Consider the following 21,694-nt stretch of genomic DNA (forward strand, 5'->3'; position numbering starts at 1 on the left):
GGCTAGGGTGACCATGGGGCAGGCGTTCAGGCGCGTGCGGCGGCGGCGTCCGACGGAACCTCGGCGACGGCGCGGGCCACGGCGGCCAGCAGGTCGTCGCGGTGGATCGGCTTGGCGACGTGGTCGTTCATCCCGGCCTGACGACAGCGGGCGATCTGGTCGGGCAGGACGTCGGCGCTGAGCGCGATGATCGGCACGGTCGCGGCGGGGCCAGGCAGGGCGCGGATGGCGCGCGTGGCGGCCAGGCCGTCCATCCCGGGCATGTGGACGTCCATCAGGATCAGGTCGAAGACGCCGGTGCGCGCGGCCTCGACGGCCTGGAAGCCGTCATTGGCGGTGGTCACCTCGCAGCTGGCCAGGGTCAGCAGGGCGTGGCCCAGTTCGCGGTTCATCGGGTGGTCGTCGACCAGCAGCACGCGCACCGGGACCGGATCGTCCATCGCCACCGGATCGGAGGCCGGGGCGGCGGCGGGAGAGGCGGGCGCGGCGCTCAGGGTGATCCAGAACCGCGAGCCTTGCCCCAGGGCGCTGTCGACGCCGATCTCGCCGCCCATCTGGCCGACCAGCGCCTTGCTGATCGCCAGACCCAGGCCGGCGCCGCCATAGGCGCGGCTGATCGAGCTGTCGGCCTGGCTGAAGCGCTGGAAGAGGCGCGCCTGCACCTCCGGCGCGATGCCGATGCCGGTGTCGCGCACCTCGAAGCGCAGGTCGCCGGGCGCGGGGCCCACGAGCAGGCGGGCGCGGACCTCGCCCTGCGCGGTGAACTTCACGGCGTTGGACAGCAGGTTCAGCAGCACCTGGCGCAGGCGGGTCTCGTCCAGCGCGAAGGCGGCGTCGGCGTCGCCCTGTCCGGTCGTCTCGATGGTCACGTCCAGGGTCAGGCCCTTGGCGGCGGCGGTGGGCGCGACGATGGCGACGGTGTCGCGCAGCAGGGCGGCGGGCGAGGCGGGGGCGAGGGTCAGGTCCATGCGGCCGGCCTCGACCTTGGCGAAGTCGAGCAGGTCGTTGACGATCTCGGCCAGCGAGCGTCCCGCGCGGCCCACCAGGTCCAGCCGTCGGCGGTTCTCGGCCGACAGGTCGGGGTCGTCGGCCACCAGGGCGGCGAAGCCGAGGATGCTGTTGAGCGGCGTGCGGATCTCGTGGCTGATCGTGGCCAGGAAGTCGGACTTGGCCTGGTTGGCCGCCTGGGCCCGGGCCTGGGCGGCGCGGGCCACGGCCTGGCGGCGCACCAGCAGGGCTTGAAGACGTTTCTGACGGCTCAGCGTCAGGGCCGAGGTCAGGCACACGGCGTAGAGCGCGATGTGGAACACCAGGGCCTGTCGCAGCGGGCCCAGGGCCTTGTCGGGCGACACGCCGGTCTGGTCCAGGACCGCCGGAATGGTCGCAGCCAGCGAGGTGGTGACGACGATCGCCACGGCGCGCGGCCCGCCCCGGAACGCCGCCAGCAACACGGGGGCGAACAGCAGGAACTGCAGCGACGGCCGCAGCGAATAGACAGTGACGGCGGCCGCCATCACCACGCACAGGCCGCCGGTGATCTCCAGCGGTCGGATGGCGAAGCCTTGACTGTGGCGGCGGTCGAACAGGATCAGCACGGTCGGCAGGGCCAGGGCCACGCCCAACACGTTCGAGGTGGTCCAGTCGCTCCAGCCCGACCAGAACGGCTCGCCGTGGACGGCCGAGAGCACGCCGTTGACGACGATCGAGCTGACCGCCGTGAACGCCGCCGACACCGCGACCAGCAGCAGCAGGCCCTGCATGCCGCGCACCCGCGTCGGCAGGCGGCAGAACCGCAGCAGGGCCGCCGTTGCCAAGGCCTGCAGACTGTCGAGCACCGAGACGGTCAGCACGAACCGAGGCGGATCGCCGACCCCCAGCTCGATGACCATGTGCAGCAGCGCCGTGATCGCCAGCAGCAGCAGGCCCTTGCGGTGATCCAGCAACAACAGGCCGGCCACCAGCACAGCGTTGGCCGTCCAGATCGTAGGGAGGTTATGGGTCGCGCCGGCCAGCAGCAGGCTATAGGTCATCGAGGCCGCATAGGCAGCGGTCAGGGCCGCCAGCCTGCGCCAGCCGGGATGTCCAAAATCGCGCTTGAGGCTCAGCGCCACGCGGTGTTTCTCGTCTGACCCATGATCCGATCATGCCGACAAACCGTCGGCTTTTCGTTAAGGCCGCAACGTCGAATTTCTCAATGGGCTCCGAAGCTTGACCTTAGGCCTTGGGCGTCGAGCCCAGGGACCAGACAAAGCCGAACGGGTCCTTCAGCACGCCGTAGCGGTCGCCCCAGAACATCAGCTGCACCGGCATGGTCGCCTCGCAGCCGGCCTCGATCGCGCGTGCGAACCAGGCGTCGGCGTCGTCGACCTGCAGGTGCAGGGTCACGCCGGCGGGCGTCTGGGCCGGGTGTCCGTGCTCGGGAAAGCCGTCGCTGAACAGCAGGTCGTCGCCGTTGATGGTCAGGGCGCAGTGCATCAGGCGCTGGCCGTCCTGGGCCGGAATGCGGCTCTTTTCCTGGGCCGCGAAGGCCTTCTGGTAGAAGGGGCCGAGGCCGCCGCCGCGCCCTCGCCGCCGACGCAGAGATAGGGCGTCAGGCCGCCGGTCGGGCCGCGTTGTTTGGGGCTGATGTCCGTCATGTCGATGTCCTCCTGCGGGCCGTCGTGGGGGCCTTCCGACCTTAGGACGAGCGAGCGCCCGGCGGGCCGACATCGCAATGGGAATTTTAGCGCCGCTCCAGCACCCGGAACGTGAAAGCGTGGTCGTCGCCCTCGCCGGAGGGGTAGGTCTCGCGCTTGACCTCGGTCCAGGCGGCTTCGTCGAAGTCTGGGAAGGTGACGTCGCCGTCGACCGTGGCGTCCACCTCGGTGAGGTACAGTCGCTTGGCCTTGGGCAGGGCCGCCTCGAACAGGCTGCGGCCGCCGATCACGCAGACCTCGTCGGCCCCGTCATCGGAGGCTTGCTCGCGGGCCATCTGAACGGCCTCCATGAAGCTCTCGCAGACCACGGCCTGTTGCGGCTCGAAGCTGCCGTCGCGCGACAGCACCACGTTCATGCGGCCGGGCAGGGGCTTGCGGGGCAGACTGTCCCAAGTCTTGCGACCCATGATGATCGGCTTGCCCAGGGTGTTGGCCTTGAACAGAGCCAGGTCCGACTTCAGCCGCCACGGCAGGTCGCCATCACGGCCGATGACGCCGTTGGCGGCGCGGGCGACGACGAGGGCGAGCGGGATCAAACCGAGACTTCCGCCTTGATGTGCGGGTGGGCCTCGTAGCCCTCGAGCTTGAAGTCCTCGTACTCGAACCCGAACAGGTCGCGCTTGTCGGCGATGGTCAGGGTCGGGAAGTCGAAGGGCTCGCGAGTCAGCTGCTCGCGGGCCTGGTCAAGGTGGTTCAGATAGAGGTGGGCATCGCCGAAGGTGTGGACGAACTCGCCGGGCTCCAGACCCACGACCTTGGCGACCATCAGGGTCAGCAGGGCGTAGCTGGCGATGTTGAACGGCACGCCCAGGAAGACGTCGGCGCTGCGCTGATAGAGCTGGCAGCTGAGTTTTCCATCCGCCACGAAGAACTGGAACAGGCAGTGACAGGGCGGCAGGGCCATGTCCTCGACATCGGCCGGGTTCCAGGCCGACACGATGTGGCGGCGGCTGTTGGGATTGGTCTTCAGGCCTTCGATCAGGTTGGCGATCTGGTCGATCGACTGGCCGTTGGGCGCGGCCCAAGAGCGCCACTGCTTGCCGTAGACGGGGCCCAGATCGCCGTTCTCGTCGGCCCACTCGTCCCAGATGCGCACCTTGTTGTCCTGCAGGTAGCGGACATTGGTGTCGCCCTTCAGGAACCACAGCAGCTCGATGAAGATCGAGCGCAGGTGCAGCTTCTTGGTGGTCAGGACCGGGAAGCCCTTGGACAGATCGAAGCGGATCTGCCGGCCGAACACCCCCAGCGTGCCGGTGCCCGTGCGATCGCCGCGCTGCACGCCATTCTCGAGGATGTCGGCCAGCAGGTTCAGATACTGCCGCTCAGGATGATCGGCGGCGGCTTTTTGCGGGGCGAGGACAGTGGTGCTCATGCCCGCAGAATGAGTGAGAATCGGGCGTTTGCACAGTGCGGCGCGGGCGTTGGTCCACAGCCGTCGGCGGGTATTCCCCGTGGTTTACGAGCGGTGGCGCTTCAGGACCGCGTCACCGCCATCATCCCCTCCGTCCTAGCGCGCACTTCGGGAGACCCCAGGCAGCTGACCATCGCGTCGTAACCCGGCGCGTCGGGCGTGATCCGAACCCTGTAGGGCGGCGCGTGGTTGGCGGGGCAGAAGATCACCGCCTCGTCCGAGGTGGCCGAGGGCGGATCGAGAACACCCAAGGAGCGTGTGAGCAGGAACAGAGGCGGGCGCTGGTGTCCGCGCCGGCGCAGATCGGAGATCACCGCCTGCTGCGTGGCTTCGTCCAGCCCCTGTTCGATCATGTCGATGACGAGGCTGCTCGACCGGCCCTGCTCCAGGCCGACCACGAGCGCGAGGAGTGCGGCGGATTCCGTTGCCCCGTCCTCCATCAACCACGCGAGCGACGTCTCGACCCGGTCGCGAAGTTCGGCGTCGATCGCTAGGGCTTGCTCGGCGTCCGCGCGACGCTCGATACGATCCAGCCCCAAGAAGACGCCATCGGGCAGGTGCTCGGCCAGCGTCTGGGCCAACCTCGTCTTCCCGCTGCCCAGAGGGCCTATGATGTAGTTGATCGCGCGAACGCCGCGCACCTCGAACCATTCCCCGCCCCAAGGCCAGGGGAGGTTGAAGCCCGTGATCGCCGTGGTGGGGTCCGTCGCCAGGTCGGCCAAGTCCGGCGCTGCGGGCGTCTCGCCCCGCGCCAGGGCGCGCCTGAGGGCGATGATGCGTTCCAGCCGCTGGTTGAGTTGACCGAACTCCGATTCCAGTCGGGTTTGCAGCACGCCGAGCGCGGGCTCCAGGCCTTCGGCGACGCCATTCATGACGCGTTCCACCTGCTTGAGGCTGAAGCCCAGCGACCGCAGGGCGACGATCTCCGCCGCGCGTCGCATTTCGTCCGGGCCGTAGGCGCGCCAGCCCGCGGCGGTTCTCATGGGGCGAAGCAGACCGCGCGCCTCATAGAGGCGAAGCGCCTTGGCCGAGATGCCGAGATGGCGCGCCGCCTCGGACGGGTTGAGGACATTGACGGAAGCACGCACGACTCACCTCGCTGTTGCAGACCGCCACCTCCATGGGGCCGGCCCCAGGGGACGGGTCAAGCGGAGACGGGGCTCACCCCGCGAAGCCGCCCTCGTCGAGGAACGCCTGCTCTTCCGGCGTGGTCTCGCGGCCCAGCACGGCGTTGCGATGAGGGAAGCGGCCGAACTTGGCGATGATGTCGCGATGGATGATGGCGTATTCCATCGTCCGCTCGTCGCCGCCGTCGGCCTGCAGAGCGGCGCAGAGCTCGACGCTGAATTCCTGGTCGGCCAGCGATTCCGAGTGCTCGAACGGCAGGTAGAAGAACGGCCGCAGCAGCGCCTCGGTGGCCTGGTCGTGGCCAGCGGCGATGGCCTGGCGGGCGAAAGTTCGGGCCAGGGGATCGGTGGCGAAGGCGTGGGCGGTGCCGCGATAGAGATTGCGCGGGAACTGGTCGAGCAGGATCAGCAGGGCCAGCGCGCCCTCGGCCGTCGCGGCCCAGGAGTCATATCGGCGCATCGCCGCCCGGTAGTGGGTCTGCTCGAACTTCAGGGCGATCGCCGAATCGAAGCCGTTATCCTTGGCGAACCATTTTTTGGGACCGGCCGAACGCCAGAAACCGACTATATCCTGGGGGTGGGCGGTCATTTTCGAGCCTGGCGTATCCGTTCAAACGCGGTTCATCCGCGACAGCCGATGTTGCTATCAAGGGACAAAGCCGGGGCCCCGCACAAGGCCCCTTGGAGCAAGAAATGAAGCGTCTGATCTCGACCGCCATGGTCCTGTCGCTGTTGGGCGGCGCCGCGGCGGAAGCCGGATCCGCTGGCGCGGTCGTCGCCCAGCGGGACCAGCAACAGCAAGTTCGCGGTGACCGTGGTGGTGATCGCGGCGGTGATCGCGGGGGGCAGGACCGTGGCGGCCAGGACCGGGGAAGCCAGGATCGCGGCGACCGCGGGGACCGCGGCGGCTGGAACGGCGGCGGACGCCCCGCGCAGCAGCCGCAGGCTCCGTCGCAACCCGCGCAGCCGCCCCAGGCTCCGCAAGCCCAGCAGCCGCGCCAGGAGCGCGGCGACCGGGGCGGTCAGGATCGTGGCGGCCAGGATCGCGGCGATCGCGGAGCCTGGAACGGCAACACCGGCTGGAACGGCGCCAACCAGGGTCGTCCGGGTCAGAACGGCCGTCCCGATCAAGGTCGTCCCGACCAGGGCCGCCCCGGCCAGGGTCGTCCGGACCAAGGCCGTCCAGGCAATGATCGCAACGACGGTCGCGACTGGAACCGTGGCGGCTGGAATGGCGCCAGCGGCTGGAACGGCGGGCGCGACAACAACGGTCGAGGCGACGATCGCGGCCGGCCGGGTCAGAACGGCCAGTATCGCGACCGCGACCGGGGCCGTCCGCAATACGACCAGCACCGCTACCGTCCCAGCTTCCGGGCCCCGCAGCGTTATCGCGTCGGCTCGTATCGCGCCCCGCGCGGTTGGTACGTCAACCGCTGGTCGTTCGGCGACTACCTGCCGGGCGGCTGGTATTCGACCTCCTACTATCTGGACTGGTACCGCTACGACCTGCCCCAGCCGCCGATCGGCTGCGAGTGGGTCCGGGTCGGCGACGACGCCATCCTGGTCGACGTGTGGTCGGGCCAGGTGCTGAGCGTCTATTACGACCTGTTCTGGTAGGCGTTCGCGCCACGACGAAAGAGCCCGGTCGGACCCCCGAGGTCCGACCGGGCTTTTTTGTTTTTCGATCGGCGGCTGTCGGATGAAGATCCTGGCCAGCGTCCTAGGGGCTCTGGCTGCTCTGCGCCGCATCGAAAAGGAACGACGATGTTGAAAGCTTCGCCCATGGTCTGGACCGGCCGCGTGCTGACCGGCCTGTTCGCCCTCTTCATGCTGGGCGCATCGATCTATCCGAAGTTCGCCGGCATGAAGGTGGCCGCCGACACCCTGGTCTCGCTGGGCTGGAAGGCCGACTATGTCCTGACCATCGGGATCATGGAGTTCGTGTTCCTGGCGCTCTACCTCTTCCCGCCCACGGCGGTGCTGGGCGCAGTGCTGATGACCGGCCTGCTGGGCGGGGCGATGGCGACGCAGGTGCGGGTCGGCAATCCGCTGTTCAGCCACGAGCTCTTCTCGCTCTATCTTGGCCTCTTCATGTGGGGCGGCCTGTGGCTGCGCGACCCGGCGCTGCGCGCGCTGTTTCCATGGCGGCGGGGTCAATAACATCCTGTCATCCCGGGCGAAGCGCAGCGTAGACCCGGGACCTCTGCAAGCGCCGCGCTTCTGGCGGTCCCGGCTCTTCGCTGCGCTTCGCCCGGGATGACGCCCTAAATTCTACAGGTTCGTCATCGACTTCGCCGCGCGCGCGTCGTCCCTCGTCGCCGCCAGGCCCTTCTTCTCGACGTGGCGGGCGGAGGCGCTGGCCCGGGCGTCGAAGGGCTTGAGGGCCCTGGGATGCGCCATCATGTCGTCGGCCTGGGCGGTCTCGGTCATGGGCAAACAACGCCTCACGGTCTAAAACGTGGCCGCAGAGGCTTTCGCGTCACAATGTTCTGTCGTCATCGCCTTGACGAAACGGCAAAAAAACGCTCAAACGCCCGGCCTTTGTCGCTCCGCCGTTGCGTGGGGCGGCCATATTGACCAGTCCTTGGAGAAAAAACATGCGCGTCTATTATGATCGCGACGCCGACCTCGCTCGCATCCTCGACAAGAAGATCGCGATCGTAGGCTATGGTTCGCAAGGTCACGCGCACGCCCTCAATCTCCGCGACTCGGGCGCCTCGAACGTCGCCGTCGCCCTGCGCGCCGGTTCGGCCACCGCCAAGAAGGCCGAGGGCGAAGGCCTGAAGGTCATGACCGTGGCGGAAGCCGCCGCCTGGGCCGACCTGATCATGATCCTGGCTCCCGACGAGCATCAGGCCGCGATCTACAAGAACGACATCGCCCCCAACATCCGTGACGGCGCCGCCCTGCTGTTCGCCCACGGCTTGAACGTCCACTTCGGGCTGATCGAGCCCAAGGACACCATCGACGTCCTGATGGTCGCCCCCAAGGGCCCCGGCCACACCGTGCGCGGCGAATACCAGAAGGGCGGCGGCGTGCCCTGCCTGATCGCGGTGCACCACAACGCCACCGGCAACGCGCTGGACCTCGGCCTGGCCTACGCCTCGGCCATCGGCGGCGGCCGCTCGGGCATCATCGAGACCAACTTCCGCGAAGAGTGCGAGACCGACCTGTTCGGCGAACAGGCCGTCCTGTGCGGCGGCACGGTCGAGCTGATCCGCGCCGGCTTCGAAGTGCTGGTGGAAGCCGGCTACGCGCCGGAAATGGCCTATTTCGAGTGCCTGCACGAGCTGAAGCTGATCGTCGACCTGATCTATGAAGGCGGCATCGCCAACATGAACTACTCGATCAGCAACACGGCCGAGTACGGCGAATACGTCACCGGTCCGCGCATCGTCACCGCCGAGACCAAGGCCGAGATGAAGCGCGTGCTGGAAGACATCCAGTCGGGCAAGTTCGTCCGCGACTTCATGCTGGAAAACGCCGTGGGCCAACCCTCGTTCAAGGCCACCCGCCGTCGTTCGGGCGAGCACCAGATCGAGGAAGTCGGCGCCCGCCTGCGCGGCATGATGCCGTGGATCGCCAAGAACAAGCTGGTGGACGTCACCAAGAACTAATTCGGCCCCAAGCCGATCGATGGAAGCCCCCGGATGCGCGCGCCCGGGGGCTTTTTCGTTTTGGCGTTCACCCACGCGAGCTTTTGAATAGCACCGGCCGTTTTTGCGGGTTGCGGTCCGGCGCGCGGAACGGGAATGTCCTGCGGCCCCGCTGAAGGGGACTGGAGGGACCGCCTGATGAAACGCCTTTTCGCCGCCGCCGCCATCTGCGTCGCCATGGGTTCGGCAGCCCCGTCGATGGCCGCCGAGGTGGCCTACAAACTCGACCCGACCCACACCGAGACCACCTTCACCATCGATCGCTTCGGCTTCACCTCGATCCTGGGCATCTTCGGCAAGTCGGAAGGCACGATCTGGTTGGACGAGGCCGCGCCCGAGAAGTCGCGCGTCGAGGCGACGGTCGAGGTGGCCAGCCTGCAGGCCGGCAACGCGACGCGCGAGGAGCACGTCACCGGCGAGCGCTGGCTGAACGCCGCCAAGAACCCGACCATGACCTTCAAGTCGACCAAGGTCGAAAAGACCGGCCCCGACACCGCCAAGGTCACCGGCGACATGACCATCATGGGCGTGACGCTGCCGACGGTCCTGGACGTCAAGCTCAACAAGCTGGGCACGGCGCCCAACAACCAGAAGAAACAGGCCGGCTTCACCATCACCGGCGCCATCAGCCGCAAGGCCTTCGGCAGCGCCGGCGCGGCGGGCCTGATCGGCGACAACGTCGCCATCCGCATCGAGACCCTGGCGGTGGCGCAGTAAAAGCTGTCATCCCGGCCAAGCGAAGCGCGCCGAGCCGGGACCGCCGCGAAGCTCTGAGTTCGCCGCGGTCCCGGGTCTTCGCCCGGGATGACAATCTATGTGAGGAAGAACACCGGCCCCCAGGCGACCTGCTGGCGGTGCTCGCCCCAGGACAGGTGTGGGCGCAGCTGCCAGGCTCCGGGCGGCAGGACAGAGGGCGGGCGGCCCTCGACATAGGTGGTGGTCAGCACCTCGCCGCCGGGCTCGGAGACCGAGAACTGGCCGATCGGCGGGCTGGCCCGGCTGAGCGCCGCGGCGATCTGGTCGGTCGAGGCCACGCGCAGCGGCGCGGGCCGTTCCAGCCGCGCGGCGACCTCGCAGTATGCGCCCACGGCCAGCACGCGCGGACCTTGGCGCAGGACGCCGTAGCCGACATGGGTGAAGCCGCTCGCCAGCAGGTTGGCGCGGTGGCCGGGGCTGTCGCGCCACTGGTTCATGATCTGCTCGGGCCGCACCGCGCCGGCGGCGTTGCGGCGCATGGCGATGTTCTCGCCCGGCGCGCCGACCAGATCGCGCGCCAGCAGGCCAACTCGACCGGCGGCGGTGAAGCCGTCGGCCGTGGCGTGGTCGAAGACGCCGGTGCGGGCCATGTCGGCGGTGTGGGCGCGGGCGGCCAGGGTCAGGCCCCGATCGCCGGCCAGGGGCGCCAGGCCCTGACGCTCTCGGATCAGGTTGTTGAGGTCCAGCAGTGTTTCCTCGAACCCCGCGTCGAAGTCGCCGCCGGCCGCGTCGGCCAGGCCCGCGCGAAGACGCCGCTCATAGGCCTGCCAGCGCTCCACGGGCGCGGCGGAGGTCGCGCGGGCGGCCAAGGCCAAGGGCGTCGCCAGAGCGACCTGCAGGAGGGTTCTACGGAGGATTTGCGGCATCGCGGCTTTCAACAGTGATTGACAGCAACCCCATGGACCGAGCTCTAAAGCGTCATGCGTCCCGTACGTTCCATATGGCTGGCCGGCCCGGAAGCCTGGCTCCCCGATTCCGAGGCCCAGGCGGCGCGGCAGCGCGCCCTGTGCATCGACGCGGGGTTCACGGGCCTGACGCCCGATCCCATGCCGCCGGCTTCCGACGCCGGCTCGGAACTGGAGTCGCGTGAACTCTATGCGGCCCGCATGGCGCGATTGCGTCAGGCCGACGCCGGCGTGGTCAACCTGACCCCGTGGCGCGGGCCGTCGTCCGATTCCGGCGCGGCCTTCGAGGCCGGCGTGCTGGCGGGCCTGGGCCGTCCGCTCTTCGCCTATCTGAACGTGCCCGACGAAAGCCAGGCCGAATATGTCGACCGCGTGGAGTCGTTCGTCGGCGCCCAGCGCGATGAGGCCGGCGTCTGGCGCGACGGCGACGGCTGCGTGGTCGAGGATTACGGCCTGCCGGAGACGGTGATGCTGTGGGCCGAGGCGCGCCGGCTGTTCGTGATCATCACCAACGACCCGCTGCACGACCTGACGGGCCTGGAGCTGTGCCTGGACGCCCTGGCGCTCTACGCGGAATAGGCGGCTCCAGCCGGGCATCACCCCATGGCGCTGCGGTTTTCCGCGTGAAGCCGTGTCCGCCTTACCAGTCCAGGTCGGCGTCGCCGCGCAACAGCGCCTCGGCCGCCGTCGAATGATGGCCGCCGTCACGCTCGTGCAGCACCAGGGCCGGCAGCAGCGCCAGCGGGGCCTTGCCGGTCTTGATCGCCCGCACGATCACCCGCTTGGCCGGCGCGTCGGCGAACGGCTGGATCGGGCGGACCTTGAACGAGCCGGCCTTGGGCGCCAGCAGGGCCAGGATGTCGGCCAGGCGGTCGGCGCGATGGATGATCGTGATCGTACCGCCCTCACGCACGGCCTTGAGCAGGAAGCTCGTCCAGGCCTCCAGACCGCCGTCGGCCATCCAGGCGCCGGTCTTGGCCGGTGCGGGCGCGCGCAAGGCCGAAGGATCGTCGAAAAATGGCGGATTGCTGATCGCCGCGTCGAATGGCGGCAGGTCCAAGGCGCGGAAGCCGGCCTGCACGTCGCCGGCGGCGATCTCCACCCGCTCGCCCAGGCCGTTGAGCGCGACATTGGCGCGCGCCAGCGCCACCGCCTCGAGATCGCGCTCGATTCCCTGGAATCGGCTGGCGGTTCGGCGTGTCGCGGCGGCCAGCAGGGCGCCGCCGACGCCGCATCCGGCCTCGATCACGCGCTCGCCGGGGCGGGCGTCGCAGGCCGCCGCCAGCAGCGCCGCATCCATGCCGGCCCTGTATCCGCCGGCCTTCTGGCGCAGGCGAACACGGCCGTTCAGCACGCGATCTTCGGTAAGCTGGGGGTCGTCCAACGTTTCGGGCCTTGTGCTTGCCTTGACCCTGACCTATCCCGCCACCATTGTCCCTCGCAACGGCTGATCCTGCTGGGGGGCGGATGAAAGCCCGATCGTCCCTGAGCAGTCGTTCAATGGGCGTCGGTCAAGGAGAGTATGGTCTTGGACGCAGTTGCAGCGACCCTCGCCCGGGAACCGGGATCGGTGGAGCGTCTGGTGCGTCTGGCCGCCGCCGACATGGGCGGGGTGGACCGCCTGATCACCGAACGCATGCAGAGCGACGTGCCGGTCATCCCCGCGCTTGCCGAGCACCTGATCGCCGCCGGCGGCAAGCGCCTGCGTCCGCTGCTGACCGTGGCCGCCGCGCGCCTGGCCGGATCGGACAACGACGCCTGCCTGAAGCTGGCCGCCTCGGTCGAGTTCATCCACACCGCCACCCTGCTGCATGACGACGTCGTCGACGGCAGCCAGCTGCGACGCGGCAAGGTCGCCGCCCACCTGATTTGGGGCGCGGCGCAAAGCGTGCTGGTCGGCGACTTCCTGTTCGCCCGCGCCTTCGAGCTCATGGTGGAAACAAGCTCGATGAAGGCGCTGGAGATCCTGGCCCGCGCCAGCCGCGTCATCGCCGAGGGCGAGGTGCTGCAGTTGACCCGCAGCCACGACCTGAACCTGTCGCAGGCGATCTATCTCGACATCATCGCCGCCAAGACCGCCGAGTTGTTCGCCGCCGCCTCCGAGGCCGGCGCGGTGTCGGCCGGCGTGGACGTGGTCAAGTCCGACGCCCTGCGGGCCTACGGCATGAACCTGGGCCTGGCGTTCCAGCTGGCCGACGACGCGCTTGACTATGGCGGCGCGACCGAGACGCTGGGCAAGAACGCCGGCGACGACTTCCGCGAAGGCAAGGCCACCTTGCCGCTGCTGCTGGCCATCGCCCGCTCGGGCCCCCGCGAGGCCGAGTTCTGGGAACGGGCCATCGGCCGTCGCGAACAGACCGAAGCCGACTTCCGCCGGGCTCGCGAGCTGATCATCGGTTCGGGCGCGCTGGACGCCACCCTGGACCTCGCCGCCGACTACGCCGACAAGGCCAAGGCGGCCCTGGCGATGTTCCCGGCCAATGACTGGCGCACGGCTCTGGAAAGCCTGGCCGACTTCGCGGTCAGCCGGAGGGCCTGATGGCGCGGCGGCAAAAGCCTCTTCCGCTGGGCTTCCCCCCGGTCTCGCCAGACGAGCCCCTGCCGCACCTGCAGACCATCATCGCGACCTCGCCGGCCAATCCCAGCGGCGACCCCAATGTCCGCGCCCACGAGGCTGGCGAGACGGCCGGCAAGGTGATCGGCGGCGGCGTGGGCGTGCTGGTCGGCTTCGTGCTGATCGTGCTGATGTTCGGACCGATCCTGTGGGCTCCGCTATGGGCCGCGCTGCGGACGGCGCGCTTCGTTCCCGGGCCTTGGTGGCCCTGGCTGGTCGGGATCGCGGCCGGCGTCGTCGCCGCCCTGGTCCAGAGCCTGCTGCTGATCCAGAAGAGCCCGATCCTGCGCTATCCGGTCGTGACCCTGTTTTCGGCCGCCTGGGTCGGCGGGCTGTGGCTGGAGTTCAGCTCGCCGCCGCACGATTGGATCGACACCGCGCCGACCCTCAATGTCCCGGGGACCTGGGCCTGGGTGGCGATCGGCGTCGGCACGGTGATCTATGCCGGCATCTACCTGCTGGCCCTGAGCCGGGTGGGCAACGGCCGCTGGGCTCGCAAGTGGCAGCTGATCAAGTAGTCGGGTGAATTCGGCGTAACCCGGGTCGCCTGATCTCGACAAACGCTATGGGCATGGCCACGTCTAGGGCTGGTTTCCACGGACGGGCGCGATGATCCGACTGATTCTGAATATCCTGTGGTTCGTGCTGGGCGGCTGGATCGCCGGCCTGCTCTGGATCCTAGGCGGCGCCCTGCTGGCCGTCACCATCGTCGGCCTGCCCTATACGGGCGCGGCCTGGCGCATCGCGGGCTTCGCCTTCTGGCCGTTCGGCAAGGAGATCGTCAGCCGCGAGGTCATGACCGGCCGCAGCGATATTGGCACCGGCCCGCTGGGCTTCGTGCTCAACATCATTTGGTTCATCCTAGGCGGCTGGTACATCGCGCTCAGCCACCTGATGATCGCCTTCGCCGAGGCCATCACGATCATCGGCATCCCCTTCGCCATCAAGGACTTCCAGCTGGCCCTGATCGCGCTGGCCCCGATCGGCCGCGAAGTGGTGGTCGTCCGCCGCTAGAAGCCCGTGAACAGCCGGTCCAGCGCACGGCGGATGGCGTCTTCGTGGCGGGCGAGGTTTTCGGCTCGGCTTCGCAAGCCGCTCGCCGCCATGCTGAAGAGTTCGCTGACGACCAGCAACAGGCGTCGACCTTGGATTTCAACCTCGATTTCCAGGCTGGGGACTTGCCGCTTGGCGTCGCTCACGGCCGGCGCGACGATGATTTCATCGAGGTCGCGCAGATGGTGCGAGGACAGAACCACCAGAAACGGCGCCACCTCGCGACTATCCAACGAAGGGTTCAGATAGGCGTCGAACTGCCGCAAATCACCACTTTCTGAAGTGGTCGGAAATCAATCCGCGCCGCGCGATCCTCGCGTTGTGCTCCGCGATCGCCTCGGCGTTCTCTTCCGCCCAGCGCCGGGCGCGTTCTTCCGCGCCTGCGGGGTCAACCTTGTGCAGGTGCAAACGAAGCTGCATCTCGCTGAAGCCGGCCACGTCGATCCCTAGCCGCCGGGCCTGGGCCAGCAGTTCGGGGTCGATGTCGGGCTCGCGTCGCGGGGCGTCCATGGGGCGGGAGATTATCATTCCTCGTCATCCTCCGACAGCAGCACGTCCAGAAAGGTCTGGCGGCGATTGAGGAAGTTCCGGGTCACCGTCACGTGGTCGAGGTCCTCGTAGTCCACGCGGTTGAGGCCCCGCTCCGAGGTCTCGTAGATCCAGGCGTCCGGGTAGCCCAGGATGATCGGCGAGTGAGTGGCGATGATCAGCTGCGAGCGGGCCAGCACCAGCTGGTGCAGCTTGGCCAGGAACGACAGCTGACGGCTGGGCGACAGCGCCGCCTCCGGCTCGTCGAGGATGTAGAGGCCGTCGCCCGTGAAGCGGTGATCAAAGAGATCGAAGAACGCCTCTCCATGCGACCGCTCGTGCAGTCCGGCTTGGCCCCGACGTCTGGTGCCTGACTCTTCTAGATAACTTGCTGTAGTGAAAAAGCTTTCGGCGCGCAGGAAATAGCCGTCCCTCGCCTTCAGCGGCGCTCGCACCGGCCGAACGAAGCGGTAGAGCGCCGAGTGCGACTCGCGCGTCGAATACTGATGGTCTTTCGACCCGCCCTCTGCGTTGAAGCCCCAAGCCACGGCCAGGGCTTCGATCAGGGTCGACTTGCCTGAGCCATTTTCGCCAACCAGGAAGGTCACACGGGATGGAAGTACAGGCTGTCTAACCCGCGCAGCACTGGCAGGTTGAAGGGATAGGTTTTGGCGTCCCAGCCCTCGCGCGGCTCGATCCGAGCCTCAATCCAGTAAGGGCGATCCAGCGCGACCATTCGTAGAGTTCCTGATACGTTCCTGTCAGGATCGCATATCAAGCAAAGGTTGCAACTAGAATTCGCTCTCTCTAGGCGTCGCCCGTGAAGGCCAACGCGTCACACCGACCGCCCACAGCGGCGCCCAGATGAACAGCGGCTGCAGCAGCAGGCGCGGCCCGTAATACCACCATGTGCTGGGCAGGGGCGGGACCGAGACCCCGCTGAATGCGTGGTAGATATTGGCAGGCCAGACGCAGAGCGCGTAGAGCGCCAGCATGATCCCCGCCAGACGCTGCGTGCGCGGGATCAACAGCCCGATGGCGCCGGCGATCTCGCAGAGGCCGGTGAAGATCACGATCTCGCGCGGAAACGGAATGGCCGGCGGCATGATCGGCAGAAAGCCGTGGCTGTGCAGGACGTGCAGCAGGCCAAACGGCGCATAGATCGCGGCGATCAGCAGGCGGGTGCGGCTCCGGACATCCCAGGTCATGCCATGGGAATGCTTCGGCGCAGAACATGGGTCCAAGGCCCGGACGTATCCGCCACGAAGCCTTGCGCTTCCCAGAACGGTCCGGCGGCCGGCGCCGCGGCGCCGTTGACGGTCAGCAGACCGACGCTGTCGAGACCTTCTTGGATGAGGGCCGAAGCCAGCGCGGTGGCGACGCCCTGGCGGCGGAAACGCGGGGAGACATAGACGCGGCGCAGGCGGCGGGCGGGTTCGGCTGCGGCGGTCTCGACCGAGAGGCCGCCGACCCCCGCGAGCGTTCCGGCCAGGAACGCGGCGAGCAGGGCCTCGCCGTCGTCCTGAAAGCGTACGCCGCCCCGCCAGCCCTCGGCCAGCAGGGCCATGTTGCGCACGCCTTCGCCGGAGGCCTCGGCGGCGAGAGCCTCGAAGTCCTCCGGCAGGTCGTCAAAGATCCTGACGAGCTGAAGCATCAGCCCGGCGAGATCATCTTCTCCGGACGGACGTATTCGTCGAACTCTTCGTTGGTCAGGTAGCCGCCGCCGACCGCTTCCTCGCGCAGGGTCGTGCCGTTCTTGTGCGCGGTCTTGGCGATCTTGGCGCAGGCGTCGTAGCCCAGCTTGCCGTTCAGGGCTGTGACCAGCATCAGGCTGTTCTCGACGCCCTTCTTGATGTTGTCGACGCGCGGCTCGATGCCGACCACGCAGTTGTCGGTGAAGCTGATCGCGGCGTCGGACACCAGGCGCACCGACTGCAGGAAGTTGTAGGCCATCACCGGGTTGAAGACGTTCAGCTCGAAATGGCCCTGGCTGCCGGCGAAGGTCAGGGTCGAGTGGTTGCCGAACACCTGGGCGCAGACCTGGGTCAGGGCTTCGGACTGGGTCGGGTTGACCTTGCCCGGCATGATCGACGAGCCGGGCTCGTTCTCCGGCAGGGCCAGTTCGCCCAGGCCAGCGCGGGGGCCGCTGCCCAGGAAGCGGATGTCGTTGGCGATCTTGAAGAGGCTGGCGGCCACCGTGTTGATGGCGCCGTGGGTGAAGACCATGGCGTCGTGGGCGGCGAGGGCCTCGAACTTGTTGGGCGCGGTCGTGAAGGCCAGACCCGTGACGGCGGCGATCTTCTCGGCCACCAGCTCGGCGAAGCCCACGGGGGCGTTCAGGCCGGTGCCGACGGCGGTGCCGCCCTGGGCCAGCTGCATCAGCATCGGCAGGGTCATCTCAAGGCGGGCGATGCCGTTCTCGATCTGCTGGGCGTAGCCGCCGAACTCCTGGCCCAGGGTCAGGGGCGTGGCGTCCTGCGTATGGGTGCGGCCGATCTTGATGATGTCCTTCCACTCGGCCGACTTCGCGGCGAGGGCCTTGTGGAGGTGCTTCAGGGCCGGGATCAGATCGTGGACCACCTGCTCGGCGCAGGCGATGTGCATGGCCGTCGGGAAGGTGTCGTTAGACGACTGGCTCATATTGACGTGGTCGTTGGGATGGACAGGCTTCTTGGAGCCCATCTCGCCGCCCAGCATCTCGATCGCGCGGTTGCTGATCACCTCGTTGGCGTTCATGTTCGACTGGGTGCCTGAGCCGGTCTGCCAGACCACCAGCGGGAAGTGGTCGTTCAGCTTGCCTTCGATGACCTCGTTGGCGGCGGCGATGATCGTCTCGGCGATCTTCGGGTCCAGCTTGCCGAGCGCGAGGTTGGCTTCGGCGGCGGCGCGCTTGACGATGCCCAGGGCGCGGACGATCGGCAGCGGCTGCTTTTCCCAGCCGATCTTGAAGTTGCCGAGGCTGCGCTGAGCTTGCGCGCCCCAGTACTTGTCGGCCTCGACGGCGATGGGGCCAAAAGTGTCGGTCTCGGTGCGCGTGGCGGTCATGCGGCGGTCCTCAATCTAGATGGCGCGGTCTACCCCCCGCGAGGCCGGATCGCAACGGCATGGTGCGGCGCAACCGCGTTCGATATACCGGCCTGACGCAAGGAGAAGCGCCATGCTCGTCGCCACGACCAACGATCTGCCCGGCTATCGCATCGTCTCTCATGTCGGCCTGGTGCGCGGGATCACGGTGCGGTCGCGCAGCGTGATCGGCAATATCGGCGGCTCGATCCAGTCGATCTTCGGCGGCAATCTGTCGATCTACACCAACCTGGCCGAGACCGCCCGCAAGGAGGCCTATGACCTCCTGGTGCAGCACGCCCAGGAGCTGGGCGCCGACGCCGTGATCGCCATGCGCTACGACGCGAACGAGATCATGGAAGGCATCACCGAGGTCCTGGCCTACGGCACGGCCGTCAAGGTCGAGCGCCTCTAGATGCAGGCCTTCATCGCCTTCCCGCGCTCGATCAACACCGGCAAGCGCAAGGTGCTGAAGGAGGACCTGCTGGGGATCGCCCAGGACACCGGCTTCAAGGAGGCCAAGACCTATCTGGCGAGCGGCAATCTGCTTTTGTGGGGCGACCACGCCGGCGGCGAGGTCCTTGAGCGCCAGCTGGAGGACGCGCTGGAGGCCCGCATGGGCCTGCGCACCGAGTTCATGGTCCGCACCCCGGCAGACCTGCGGACGATCATCGACGGCAACCCGTTCACGGCTGAAGCCCTGGATCATCCCAGCCATGTGATCGTCAACGTCCTGAAGGCGCCGCTGCCCGAGGGAGATGAGGACATCCTGCGGGCGGCCAACACCGGTCCCGAGCGGTTCGTCGTCGCGGCGCGCGAACTCTATATCGACTTCCCGATCAGCATCGCCGACTCGGTGCTGGACCGCGACTGGAAGAAGACCAAGCGCAATCCGGTCGGCACCACCCGAAACTGGAACACGGTGCTGAAGCTGGCCGACATGGTGGGCGCGTGAGCCTGGATCTGGACGGCGCCGACTGGACCCACCACGGCAAGGTGCGGGCTCGCGAGGCCGGCGGCGAACTGACCCTGGTGGTCGACGGCCTGACCACCCAGGGCAAGTACTACAAGCCGCTGATCTACGAGTTCTTCCGCAAGGTCTGGCGCGGCGCGCGGCCGGCCTGGGGCGAGTTCGAGGTCGACATCTTCATGGAATATGTCGGCGAACCGCCGTGGATGGATCTCGACAACCTGGCCAAGGCGCTGCTGGACTCGATCAAGGGCTACGCCTTCCACGACGACGCCCAGGTCGGCCGGCTGCTGGTCGAGCGCCGTCCGGGGGAGCGCGAGCGGATCATCATCGTGGTGCGCAAGCGCCCATCAGGCCTTTTGCGCCGGACGCTCGAAGGCTGAGGCGGCCAGGGCCACGAACAGCACCGCCAGGAACGCGCCGTAGCGGCCCAGGCTGACCGGGTCGGCGAACGGCATCAGGGTTTCGAACTGGCCGATCACCACGGCGCTGGCGATCAGGCCGGGCGCGACGAAGGTCAGCATCGGCAGCATGCGCTTGCCGCGTCGGATGTGGCGCAGCCGGGCGGTGACCTGGAATACGAACGTCCCGAACGCCGCCGCCAGGAAGGCGTTGACGGCGTAGAACCAGAAGGCGCTTTCCAGAAGCCCGCCGCCGAACGCCGCGTAGAACAGCGTCGCCGCCAGCCAGGCGCCCAGACCGGCGCCGGCAAAGATCAAACCGTCCTGCTTTGACACGTCTTCCCCTCCCAAAGGTCTGCCTCTGGGAGAACGGTGCAATATCAGCGCCGTGGCTTGGAGACGATCAGCCGCTCCAGGGCAGCAGGAAGTTCCACAGCGCCAGCAGCACCGCCAGGATCGTGTAGAGCAGGGCGGTGTAGGTGAAGGCCAGCTTGCGCAGCGTCGTCCAGCTGTCGACCCGGCGGCCGCCGCGCCAGACCATGGGGGCCATGGCCAGGGTCACCACGGCCAGAACCGTGGCCACCAGGGCGCAGGCCGAGCCGGTGACCAGCCAGCCGCTGGGCCAGCCGAAGAACACCGCGGCGATGTCGCCGGCCTTGGACGCGAACATGCCCACGCAGCCCAGCGAGATCAGCCACAAGGCCGCCTGGGTGGTCTGCAGCAGGTTGGCGCGGGTCTGGGTCGGGGTCTGGCGGGTCTCGCGACGGTCGCGCATGAAGACGCCGGCCAGGGTGGCGATCGAGGCCAGGGCCGCCAGGGTGACGATCCAGGTCATCAGGCCCGCACCATAGGGGAAGCTGACGCGCTCGAAGGCCGCAGTGCCGTCGGGGGCGAAGAAGCGGATCGCGCGGCCGCCCGACACCTCGAACACCAGCAGTTCGGGGCCATTGACGGCCTTGAACACGCCCGGCTTGTCGGTGGCGTTCCACAGGGTGGACTTGCTGTCGGTCAGCAGGGCCAGCTGGCCGTCCGGCGTGGCGCGAACGCTGGCCGAGCGGATGATGCGGGTCACGAAGCCTTCCAGGCCGTGATAGGCGCGGCGGGCCCCCAGATAGTCGCCGACATAGGCCCGGGCGTCTTCGTCGCTGATCGAGCGGATGACCGGCACGGCCGGCGGCGGCGAATAGAAGCGCTCGATGATCGCCGAGGGTACGACCGCCGGCAGCTCCGCGCCGGTGTCGGTGTTGACCGCGATGAACACGCCCAGGTTCAGGTCGGGCACGACCACCAGGTTGGAGTGGAACCACAGGGTGTTGCCGGCGTGGCCGAAACCGCGTCGCGCGCCGGGCAGGGCGATGTCCTGGAAGCCGGCGTTCCAGCCGGCGGCCTCGGGCGCGGGGCGATACATCACGGTGCGGAAAGCCTGGGCCGTGCGCGGCGAATAGATCGTCTTGCCGTCGATCGTGCCATTGCCCAGCAGTAACAGCATATAGCGGGCCATGTCCGACGCGGTCGACGAGGCGCCGCCGGCCGGAGCGATCTGGCCGGTCAGCTCGGGCGGCTGCTCGCGCCAGCCCAATGCGGTCCAGCGGAAGCCGTCCGAGCGATCGGCGGCCAGGGCCTCGGTCATCGGCGCCGGCAGGTCGTCGCGCCACGGACGGGCGTCGCGGAAGGTGGTGCGGGTCATGCCGGCGGGGAAGATGATCTCGTCGGCGATCAGCTGCTCGAAAGGCTTGCCGGTGACGTTGGAGACCGCCGCGCCCGCCAGGGCCGCGCCGTAGTTGGAATAGGACGGCAACGCGCCCGGCTCGCGCACCCGGCGCGGACGCTCCTGACGCAGATACTCGTTCAGCGGCCGCACCCGGCGATAGTCCTGCTCGAATAGCTGGCCCAGAGCGCGGTCCTCGAAGCCCGGCGTGTGGGTCATCAGGTCGCGAAGGCGCACCGGGGCCTTGTTCTTGCCGCGCACCTGGATGGCCTCGGGCAGGTACAGGTTCACCGGACCGTCCAGCCGCATGCGGCCGGCCTCGATCTCGTTCATCAGAGCGATCCAGGTGAACGTCTTGGAGATCGAGGCGATGCGGAACAGGGTCTTGTCCGGATCGACCGCGCGGCGGTTCTTCAGGCTGGCGACGCCATATCCTTTTTTCAGCACCACCTGGCCGTTCTGGACGACCGAGATAGTGGCGCCGGCGATGTGGTCCTCGGTCATGCCGCGACGCATCAGGCCGTCGACGAAGGCTTCGAGTTCGGCCGGCGGCAGGGGCGCGGCGCTGGGCTTGAAGATGGTCGGGGCGGCGGTCTCGGCCGGGGCGGTCTGAGCGACGGGCGCGGCCGGAGCGGTCACGGGACGCGGCGCGACCGGGCGCGGCCGCGGGCGCGGACGGCGGTTAAGGCTGCTGTAAGGGCGGGGCGCCGAAGGCAGGGCGACCGCCGCGGCGGCCTCGGCCGGAGGCGCGGGCTCCTGCGCCAGGGCGAGGCCCGGCGTCGAGATCAGGAAACCGATCATGGCCG

Annotated in this window: 29 protein-coding genes; 11 read left to right on the forward strand and 18 right to left on the reverse strand. The window is 68.4% G+C overall.

Features of this window, described 5'->3' with window-relative positions:
- Positions 1-26: 26 nt before the first annotated feature.
- From AC1RUS_RS02815 to AC1RUS_RS02840, 6 genes are all read right to left on the reverse strand, one after another.
- Positions 27-2,111, reverse strand: a complete 2,085-nt coding sequence (locus AC1RUS_RS02815) for an ATP-binding protein (protein WP_492912793.1) — start codon at positions 2,109-2,111, stop codon at positions 27-29.
- 103 nt (positions 2,112-2,214) lie between these two features.
- The gene (locus AC1RUS_RS02820; protein ID WP_492912795.1) at positions 2,215-2,709 is read right to left on the reverse strand and encodes a VOC family protein; all 495 of its coding nucleotides are present in this window, start codon (positions 2,707-2,709) and stop codon (positions 2,215-2,217) included.
- A gap of 13 nt (positions 2,710-2,722) precedes the next feature.
- On the reverse strand, positions 2,723-3,232 hold the full coding sequence (locus AC1RUS_RS02825) for a dihydrofolate reductase (RefSeq protein ID WP_492912797.1): 510 nt from the start codon (positions 3,230-3,232) through the stop codon (positions 2,723-2,725).
- Positions 3,229-4,068: a thymidylate synthase gene (locus tag AC1RUS_RS02830; RefSeq protein ID WP_492912799.1), complete on the reverse strand. Its 840-nt coding sequence runs from the start codon at positions 4,066-4,068 to the stop codon at positions 3,229-3,231. Before AC1RUS_RS02830 ends, AC1RUS_RS02825 begins: the two co-directional genes overlap by 4 nt.
- A 101-nt stretch (positions 4,069-4,169) precedes the next feature.
- Positions 4,170-5,195 (reverse strand): MerR family transcriptional regulator, encoded by a 1,026-nt coding sequence (locus tag AC1RUS_RS02835; protein ID WP_492912801.1) that lies wholly within the window; start codon positions 5,193-5,195, stop codon positions 4,170-4,172.
- Between the two features lie 73 nt (positions 5,196-5,268).
- Positions 5,269-5,823 (reverse strand): DUF924 family protein, encoded by a 555-nt coding sequence (locus AC1RUS_RS02840; protein ID WP_492912803.1) that lies wholly within the window; start codon positions 5,821-5,823, stop codon positions 5,269-5,271.
- A 104-nt stretch (positions 5,824-5,927) separates the two neighbouring features.
- Between AC1RUS_RS02840 and AC1RUS_RS02845 the strand changes: the two genes are divergently transcribed.
- Positions 5,928-6,851: an RcnB family protein gene (locus AC1RUS_RS02845; protein ID WP_492912805.1), complete on the forward strand. Its 924-nt coding sequence runs from the start codon at positions 5,928-5,930 to the stop codon at positions 6,849-6,851.
- Between the two features lie 147 nt (positions 6,852-6,998).
- A complete protein-coding gene (locus tag AC1RUS_RS02850) occupies positions 6,999-7,394 on the forward strand; it encodes a DoxX family protein (RefSeq protein ID WP_492912807.1) in 396 nt (131 codons plus the stop codon).
- Between the two features lie 111 nt (positions 7,395-7,505).
- Here AC1RUS_RS02850 and AC1RUS_RS02855 read toward each other — a convergent pair whose 3' ends face one another.
- Positions 7,506-7,664: a hypothetical protein gene (locus tag AC1RUS_RS02855; RefSeq protein WP_492912809.1), complete on the reverse strand. Its 159-nt coding sequence runs from the start codon at positions 7,662-7,664 to the stop codon at positions 7,506-7,508.
- A 167-nt stretch (positions 7,665-7,831) separates the two neighbouring features.
- On the opposite strand from AC1RUS_RS02855, the gene ilvC reads away from it, so the two are divergent.
- A complete protein-coding gene (gene ilvC / locus AC1RUS_RS02860; protein ID WP_492912811.1) occupies positions 7,832-8,851 on the forward strand; it encodes a ketol-acid reductoisomerase in 1,020 nt (339 codons plus the stop codon).
- 177 nt (positions 8,852-9,028) lie between these two features.
- Positions 9,029-9,607 carry a YceI family protein gene (locus AC1RUS_RS02865; RefSeq protein WP_492912813.1) on the forward strand — a complete coding sequence of 193 codons (579 nt, stop codon included), beginning with the start codon at positions 9,029-9,031 and terminating at the stop codon, positions 9,605-9,607.
- A gap of 95 nt (positions 9,608-9,702) precedes the next feature.
- Here AC1RUS_RS02865 and AC1RUS_RS02870 read toward each other — a convergent pair whose 3' ends face one another.
- On the reverse strand, positions 9,703-10,512 hold the full coding sequence (locus tag AC1RUS_RS02870; protein ID WP_492912815.1) for a CAP domain-containing protein: 810 nt from the start codon (positions 10,510-10,512) through the stop codon (positions 9,703-9,705).
- Between the two features lie 54 nt (positions 10,513-10,566).
- Here AC1RUS_RS02870 and AC1RUS_RS02875 point away from each other — a divergent pair, with 54 nt between their 5' ends.
- Positions 10,567-11,130 (forward strand): nucleoside 2-deoxyribosyltransferase, encoded by a 564-nt coding sequence (locus AC1RUS_RS02875; RefSeq protein WP_492912817.1) that lies wholly within the window; start codon positions 10,567-10,569, stop codon positions 11,128-11,130.
- A gap of 61 nt (positions 11,131-11,191) precedes the next feature.
- Here the strand turns inward: AC1RUS_RS02875 and AC1RUS_RS02880 are convergent, their stop codons facing one another.
- Positions 11,192-11,905 (reverse strand): tRNA1(Val) (adenine(37)-N6)-methyltransferase, encoded by a 714-nt coding sequence (locus AC1RUS_RS02880; RefSeq protein WP_492912819.1) that lies wholly within the window; start codon positions 11,903-11,905, stop codon positions 11,192-11,194.
- 174 nt (positions 11,906-12,079) lie between these two features.
- Here AC1RUS_RS02880 and AC1RUS_RS02885 point away from each other — a divergent pair, with 174 nt between their 5' ends.
- From AC1RUS_RS02885 to AC1RUS_RS02895, 3 genes are all read left to right on the forward strand, one after another.
- Positions 12,080-13,090: a polyprenyl synthetase family protein gene (locus AC1RUS_RS02885; protein ID WP_492912821.1), complete on the forward strand. Its 1,011-nt coding sequence runs from the start codon at positions 12,080-12,082 to the stop codon at positions 13,088-13,090.
- The gene (locus AC1RUS_RS02890; RefSeq protein ID WP_492912823.1) at positions 13,090-13,683 is read left to right on the forward strand and encodes a hypothetical protein; all 594 of its coding nucleotides are present in this window, start codon (positions 13,090-13,092) and stop codon (positions 13,681-13,683) included. The genes AC1RUS_RS02885 and AC1RUS_RS02890 overlap by 1 nt, the downstream gene beginning before the upstream one ends.
- Positions 13,684-13,774: 91 nt before the next feature.
- Positions 13,775-14,179, forward strand: coding sequence for a YccF domain-containing protein (locus AC1RUS_RS02895; RefSeq protein ID WP_492912825.1), 405 nt, complete (start codon positions 13,775-13,777; stop codon positions 14,177-14,179).
- Here the strand turns inward: AC1RUS_RS02895 and AC1RUS_RS02900 are convergent.
- Genes AC1RUS_RS02900 through fumC form a run of 7 tightly spaced genes read right to left on the reverse strand, consistent with a single transcriptional unit; the run spans position 14,176 to position 17,791 of the window.
- Complete coding sequence (locus tag AC1RUS_RS02900; protein WP_492912827.1) at positions 14,176-14,484, reverse strand: CcdB family protein; 309 nt, start codon at positions 14,482-14,484, stop codon at positions 14,176-14,178. The two genes, AC1RUS_RS02895 and AC1RUS_RS02900, sit on opposite strands and share 4 nt — an antisense overlap.
- A gap of 1 nt (position 14,485) precedes the next feature.
- Complete coding sequence (locus AC1RUS_RS02905; RefSeq protein WP_492912829.1) at positions 14,486-14,728, reverse strand: type II toxin-antitoxin system CcdA family antitoxin; 243 nt, start codon at positions 14,726-14,728, stop codon at positions 14,486-14,488.
- 14 nt (positions 14,729-14,742) lie between these two features.
- Entirely contained in the window at positions 14,743-15,354 is a 612-nt protein-coding gene (locus tag AC1RUS_RS02910) for an AAA family ATPase (protein WP_492912831.1), read from the reverse strand.
- A complete protein-coding gene (locus AC1RUS_RS02915; RefSeq protein ID WP_492912833.1) occupies positions 15,351-15,482 on the reverse strand; it encodes a hypothetical protein in 132 nt (43 codons plus the stop codon). The genes AC1RUS_RS02910 and AC1RUS_RS02915 overlap by 4 nt, the downstream gene beginning before the upstream one ends.
- Positions 15,483-15,537: 55 nt before the next feature.
- A complete protein-coding gene (locus tag AC1RUS_RS02920; protein WP_492912835.1) occupies positions 15,538-15,954 on the reverse strand; it encodes a DoxX family protein in 417 nt (138 codons plus the stop codon).
- Positions 15,951-16,400, reverse strand: coding sequence for a GNAT family N-acetyltransferase (locus AC1RUS_RS02925; RefSeq protein ID WP_492912837.1), 450 nt, complete (start codon positions 16,398-16,400; stop codon positions 15,951-15,953). The genes AC1RUS_RS02920 and AC1RUS_RS02925 overlap by 4 nt, the downstream gene beginning before the upstream one ends.
- Positions 16,400-17,791 (reverse strand): class II fumarate hydratase, encoded by a 1,392-nt coding sequence (fumC, locus tag AC1RUS_RS02930; protein WP_492912839.1) that lies wholly within the window; start codon positions 17,789-17,791, stop codon positions 16,400-16,402. The genes AC1RUS_RS02925 and fumC overlap by 1 nt, the downstream gene beginning before the upstream one ends.
- A gap of 112 nt (positions 17,792-17,903) precedes the next feature.
- Between fumC and AC1RUS_RS02935 the strand changes: the two genes are divergently transcribed.
- Genes AC1RUS_RS02935 through AC1RUS_RS02945 form a run of 3 tightly spaced genes read left to right on the forward strand, consistent with a single transcriptional unit; the run spans position 17,904 to position 19,162 of the window.
- Complete coding sequence (locus AC1RUS_RS02935; RefSeq protein ID WP_035042151.1) at positions 17,904-18,224, forward strand: YbjQ family protein; 321 nt, start codon at positions 17,904-17,906, stop codon at positions 18,222-18,224.
- Positions 18,225-18,764 (forward strand): DUF1697 domain-containing protein, encoded by a 540-nt coding sequence (locus tag AC1RUS_RS02940; RefSeq protein ID WP_492912841.1) that lies wholly within the window; start codon positions 18,225-18,227, stop codon positions 18,762-18,764. It begins immediately after the preceding gene.
- Positions 18,722-19,162, forward strand: coding sequence for a RusA family crossover junction endodeoxyribonuclease (locus AC1RUS_RS02945; RefSeq protein ID WP_492912973.1), 441 nt, complete (start codon positions 18,722-18,724; stop codon positions 19,160-19,162). The genes AC1RUS_RS02940 and AC1RUS_RS02945 overlap by 43 nt, the downstream gene beginning before the upstream one ends.
- Here AC1RUS_RS02945 and AC1RUS_RS02950 read toward each other — a convergent pair.
- Together AC1RUS_RS02950 and AC1RUS_RS02955 are read right to left on the reverse strand one after the other, a co-directional pair.
- Complete coding sequence (locus tag AC1RUS_RS02950) at positions 19,130-19,516, reverse strand: hypothetical protein (RefSeq protein WP_492912843.1); 387 nt, start codon at positions 19,514-19,516, stop codon at positions 19,130-19,132. The genes AC1RUS_RS02945 and AC1RUS_RS02950 overlap by 33 nt on opposite strands.
- A 67-nt stretch (positions 19,517-19,583) precedes the next feature.
- The gene (locus tag AC1RUS_RS02955) at positions 19,584-21,689 is read right to left on the reverse strand and encodes a serine hydrolase domain-containing protein (protein WP_492912975.1); all 2,106 of its coding nucleotides are present in this window, start codon (positions 21,687-21,689) and stop codon (positions 19,584-19,586) included.
- Positions 21,690-21,694 lie beyond the last annotated feature (5 nt).

The sequence above is a fragment of the Caulobacter sp. GW821-FHT10F06 genome (genome assembly GCF_058809215.1).

Bases quoted from the DNA above. Each gene is read 5' to 3' on its own strand.
- AC1RUS_RS02820 (WP_492912795.1), bottom strand. From the start codon at position 2,709: ATGTCGGCCCGCCGGGCGCTCGCTCGTCCTAAGGTCGGAAGGCCCCCA.
- AC1RUS_RS02830 (WP_492912799.1), bottom strand. From the start codon at position 4,068: ATGAGCACCACTGTCCTCGCCCCGCAAAAAGCCGCCGCCGATCATCCT.
- AC1RUS_RS02840 (WP_492912803.1), bottom strand. From the start codon at position 5,823: ATGACCGCCCACCCCCAGGATATAGTCGGTTTCTGGCGTTCGGCCGGT.
- AC1RUS_RS02845 (WP_492912805.1), top strand. From the start codon at position 5,928: ATGAAGCGTCTGATCTCGACCGCCATGGTCCTGTCGCTGTTGGGCGGC.
- AC1RUS_RS02850 (WP_492912807.1), top strand. From the start codon at position 6,999: ATGTTGAAAGCTTCGCCCATGGTCTGGACCGGCCGCGTGCTGACCGGC.
- AC1RUS_RS02855 (WP_492912809.1), bottom strand. From the start codon at position 7,664: ATGACCGAGACCGCCCAGGCCGACGACATGATGGCGCATCCCAGGGCC.
- ilvC (WP_492912811.1), top strand. From the start codon at position 7,832: ATGCGCGTCTATTATGATCGCGACGCCGACCTCGCTCGCATCCTCGAC.
- AC1RUS_RS02865 (WP_492912813.1), top strand. From the start codon at position 9,029: ATGAAACGCCTTTTCGCCGCCGCCGCCATCTGCGTCGCCATGGGTTCG.
- AC1RUS_RS02870 (WP_492912815.1), bottom strand. From the start codon at position 10,512: ATGCCGCAAATCCTCCGTAGAACCCTCCTGCAGGTCGCTCTGGCGACG.
- AC1RUS_RS02875 (WP_492912817.1), top strand. From the start codon at position 10,567: ATGCGTCCCGTACGTTCCATATGGCTGGCCGGCCCGGAAGCCTGGCTC.
- AC1RUS_RS02890 (WP_492912823.1), top strand. From the start codon at position 13,090: ATGGCGCGGCGGCAAAAGCCTCTTCCGCTGGGCTTCCCCCCGGTCTCG.
- AC1RUS_RS02895 (WP_492912825.1), top strand. From the start codon at position 13,775: ATGATCCGACTGATTCTGAATATCCTGTGGTTCGTGCTGGGCGGCTGG.
- AC1RUS_RS02905 (WP_492912829.1), bottom strand. From the start codon at position 14,728: ATGGACGCCCCGCGACGCGAGCCCGACATCGACCCCGAACTGCTGGCC.
- AC1RUS_RS02915 (WP_492912833.1), bottom strand. From the start codon at position 15,482: ATGGTCGCGCTGGATCGCCCTTACTGGATTGAGGCTCGGATCGAGCCG.
- AC1RUS_RS02920 (WP_492912835.1), bottom strand. From the start codon at position 15,954: ATGACCTGGGATGTCCGGAGCCGCACCCGCCTGCTGATCGCCGCGATC.
- AC1RUS_RS02925 (WP_492912837.1), bottom strand. From the start codon at position 16,400: ATGCTTCAGCTCGTCAGGATCTTTGACGACCTGCCGGAGGACTTCGAG.
- fumC (WP_492912839.1), bottom strand. From the start codon at position 17,791: ATGACCGCCACGCGCACCGAGACCGACACTTTTGGCCCCATCGCCGTC.
- AC1RUS_RS02935 (WP_035042151.1), top strand. From the start codon at position 17,904: ATGCTCGTCGCCACGACCAACGATCTGCCCGGCTATCGCATCGTCTCT.
- AC1RUS_RS02940 (WP_492912841.1), top strand. From the start codon at position 18,225: ATGCAGGCCTTCATCGCCTTCCCGCGCTCGATCAACACCGGCAAGCGC.
- AC1RUS_RS02955 (WP_492912975.1), bottom strand. From the start codon at position 21,689: ATGATCGGTTTCCTGATCTCGACGCCGGGCCTCGCCCTGGCGCAGGAG.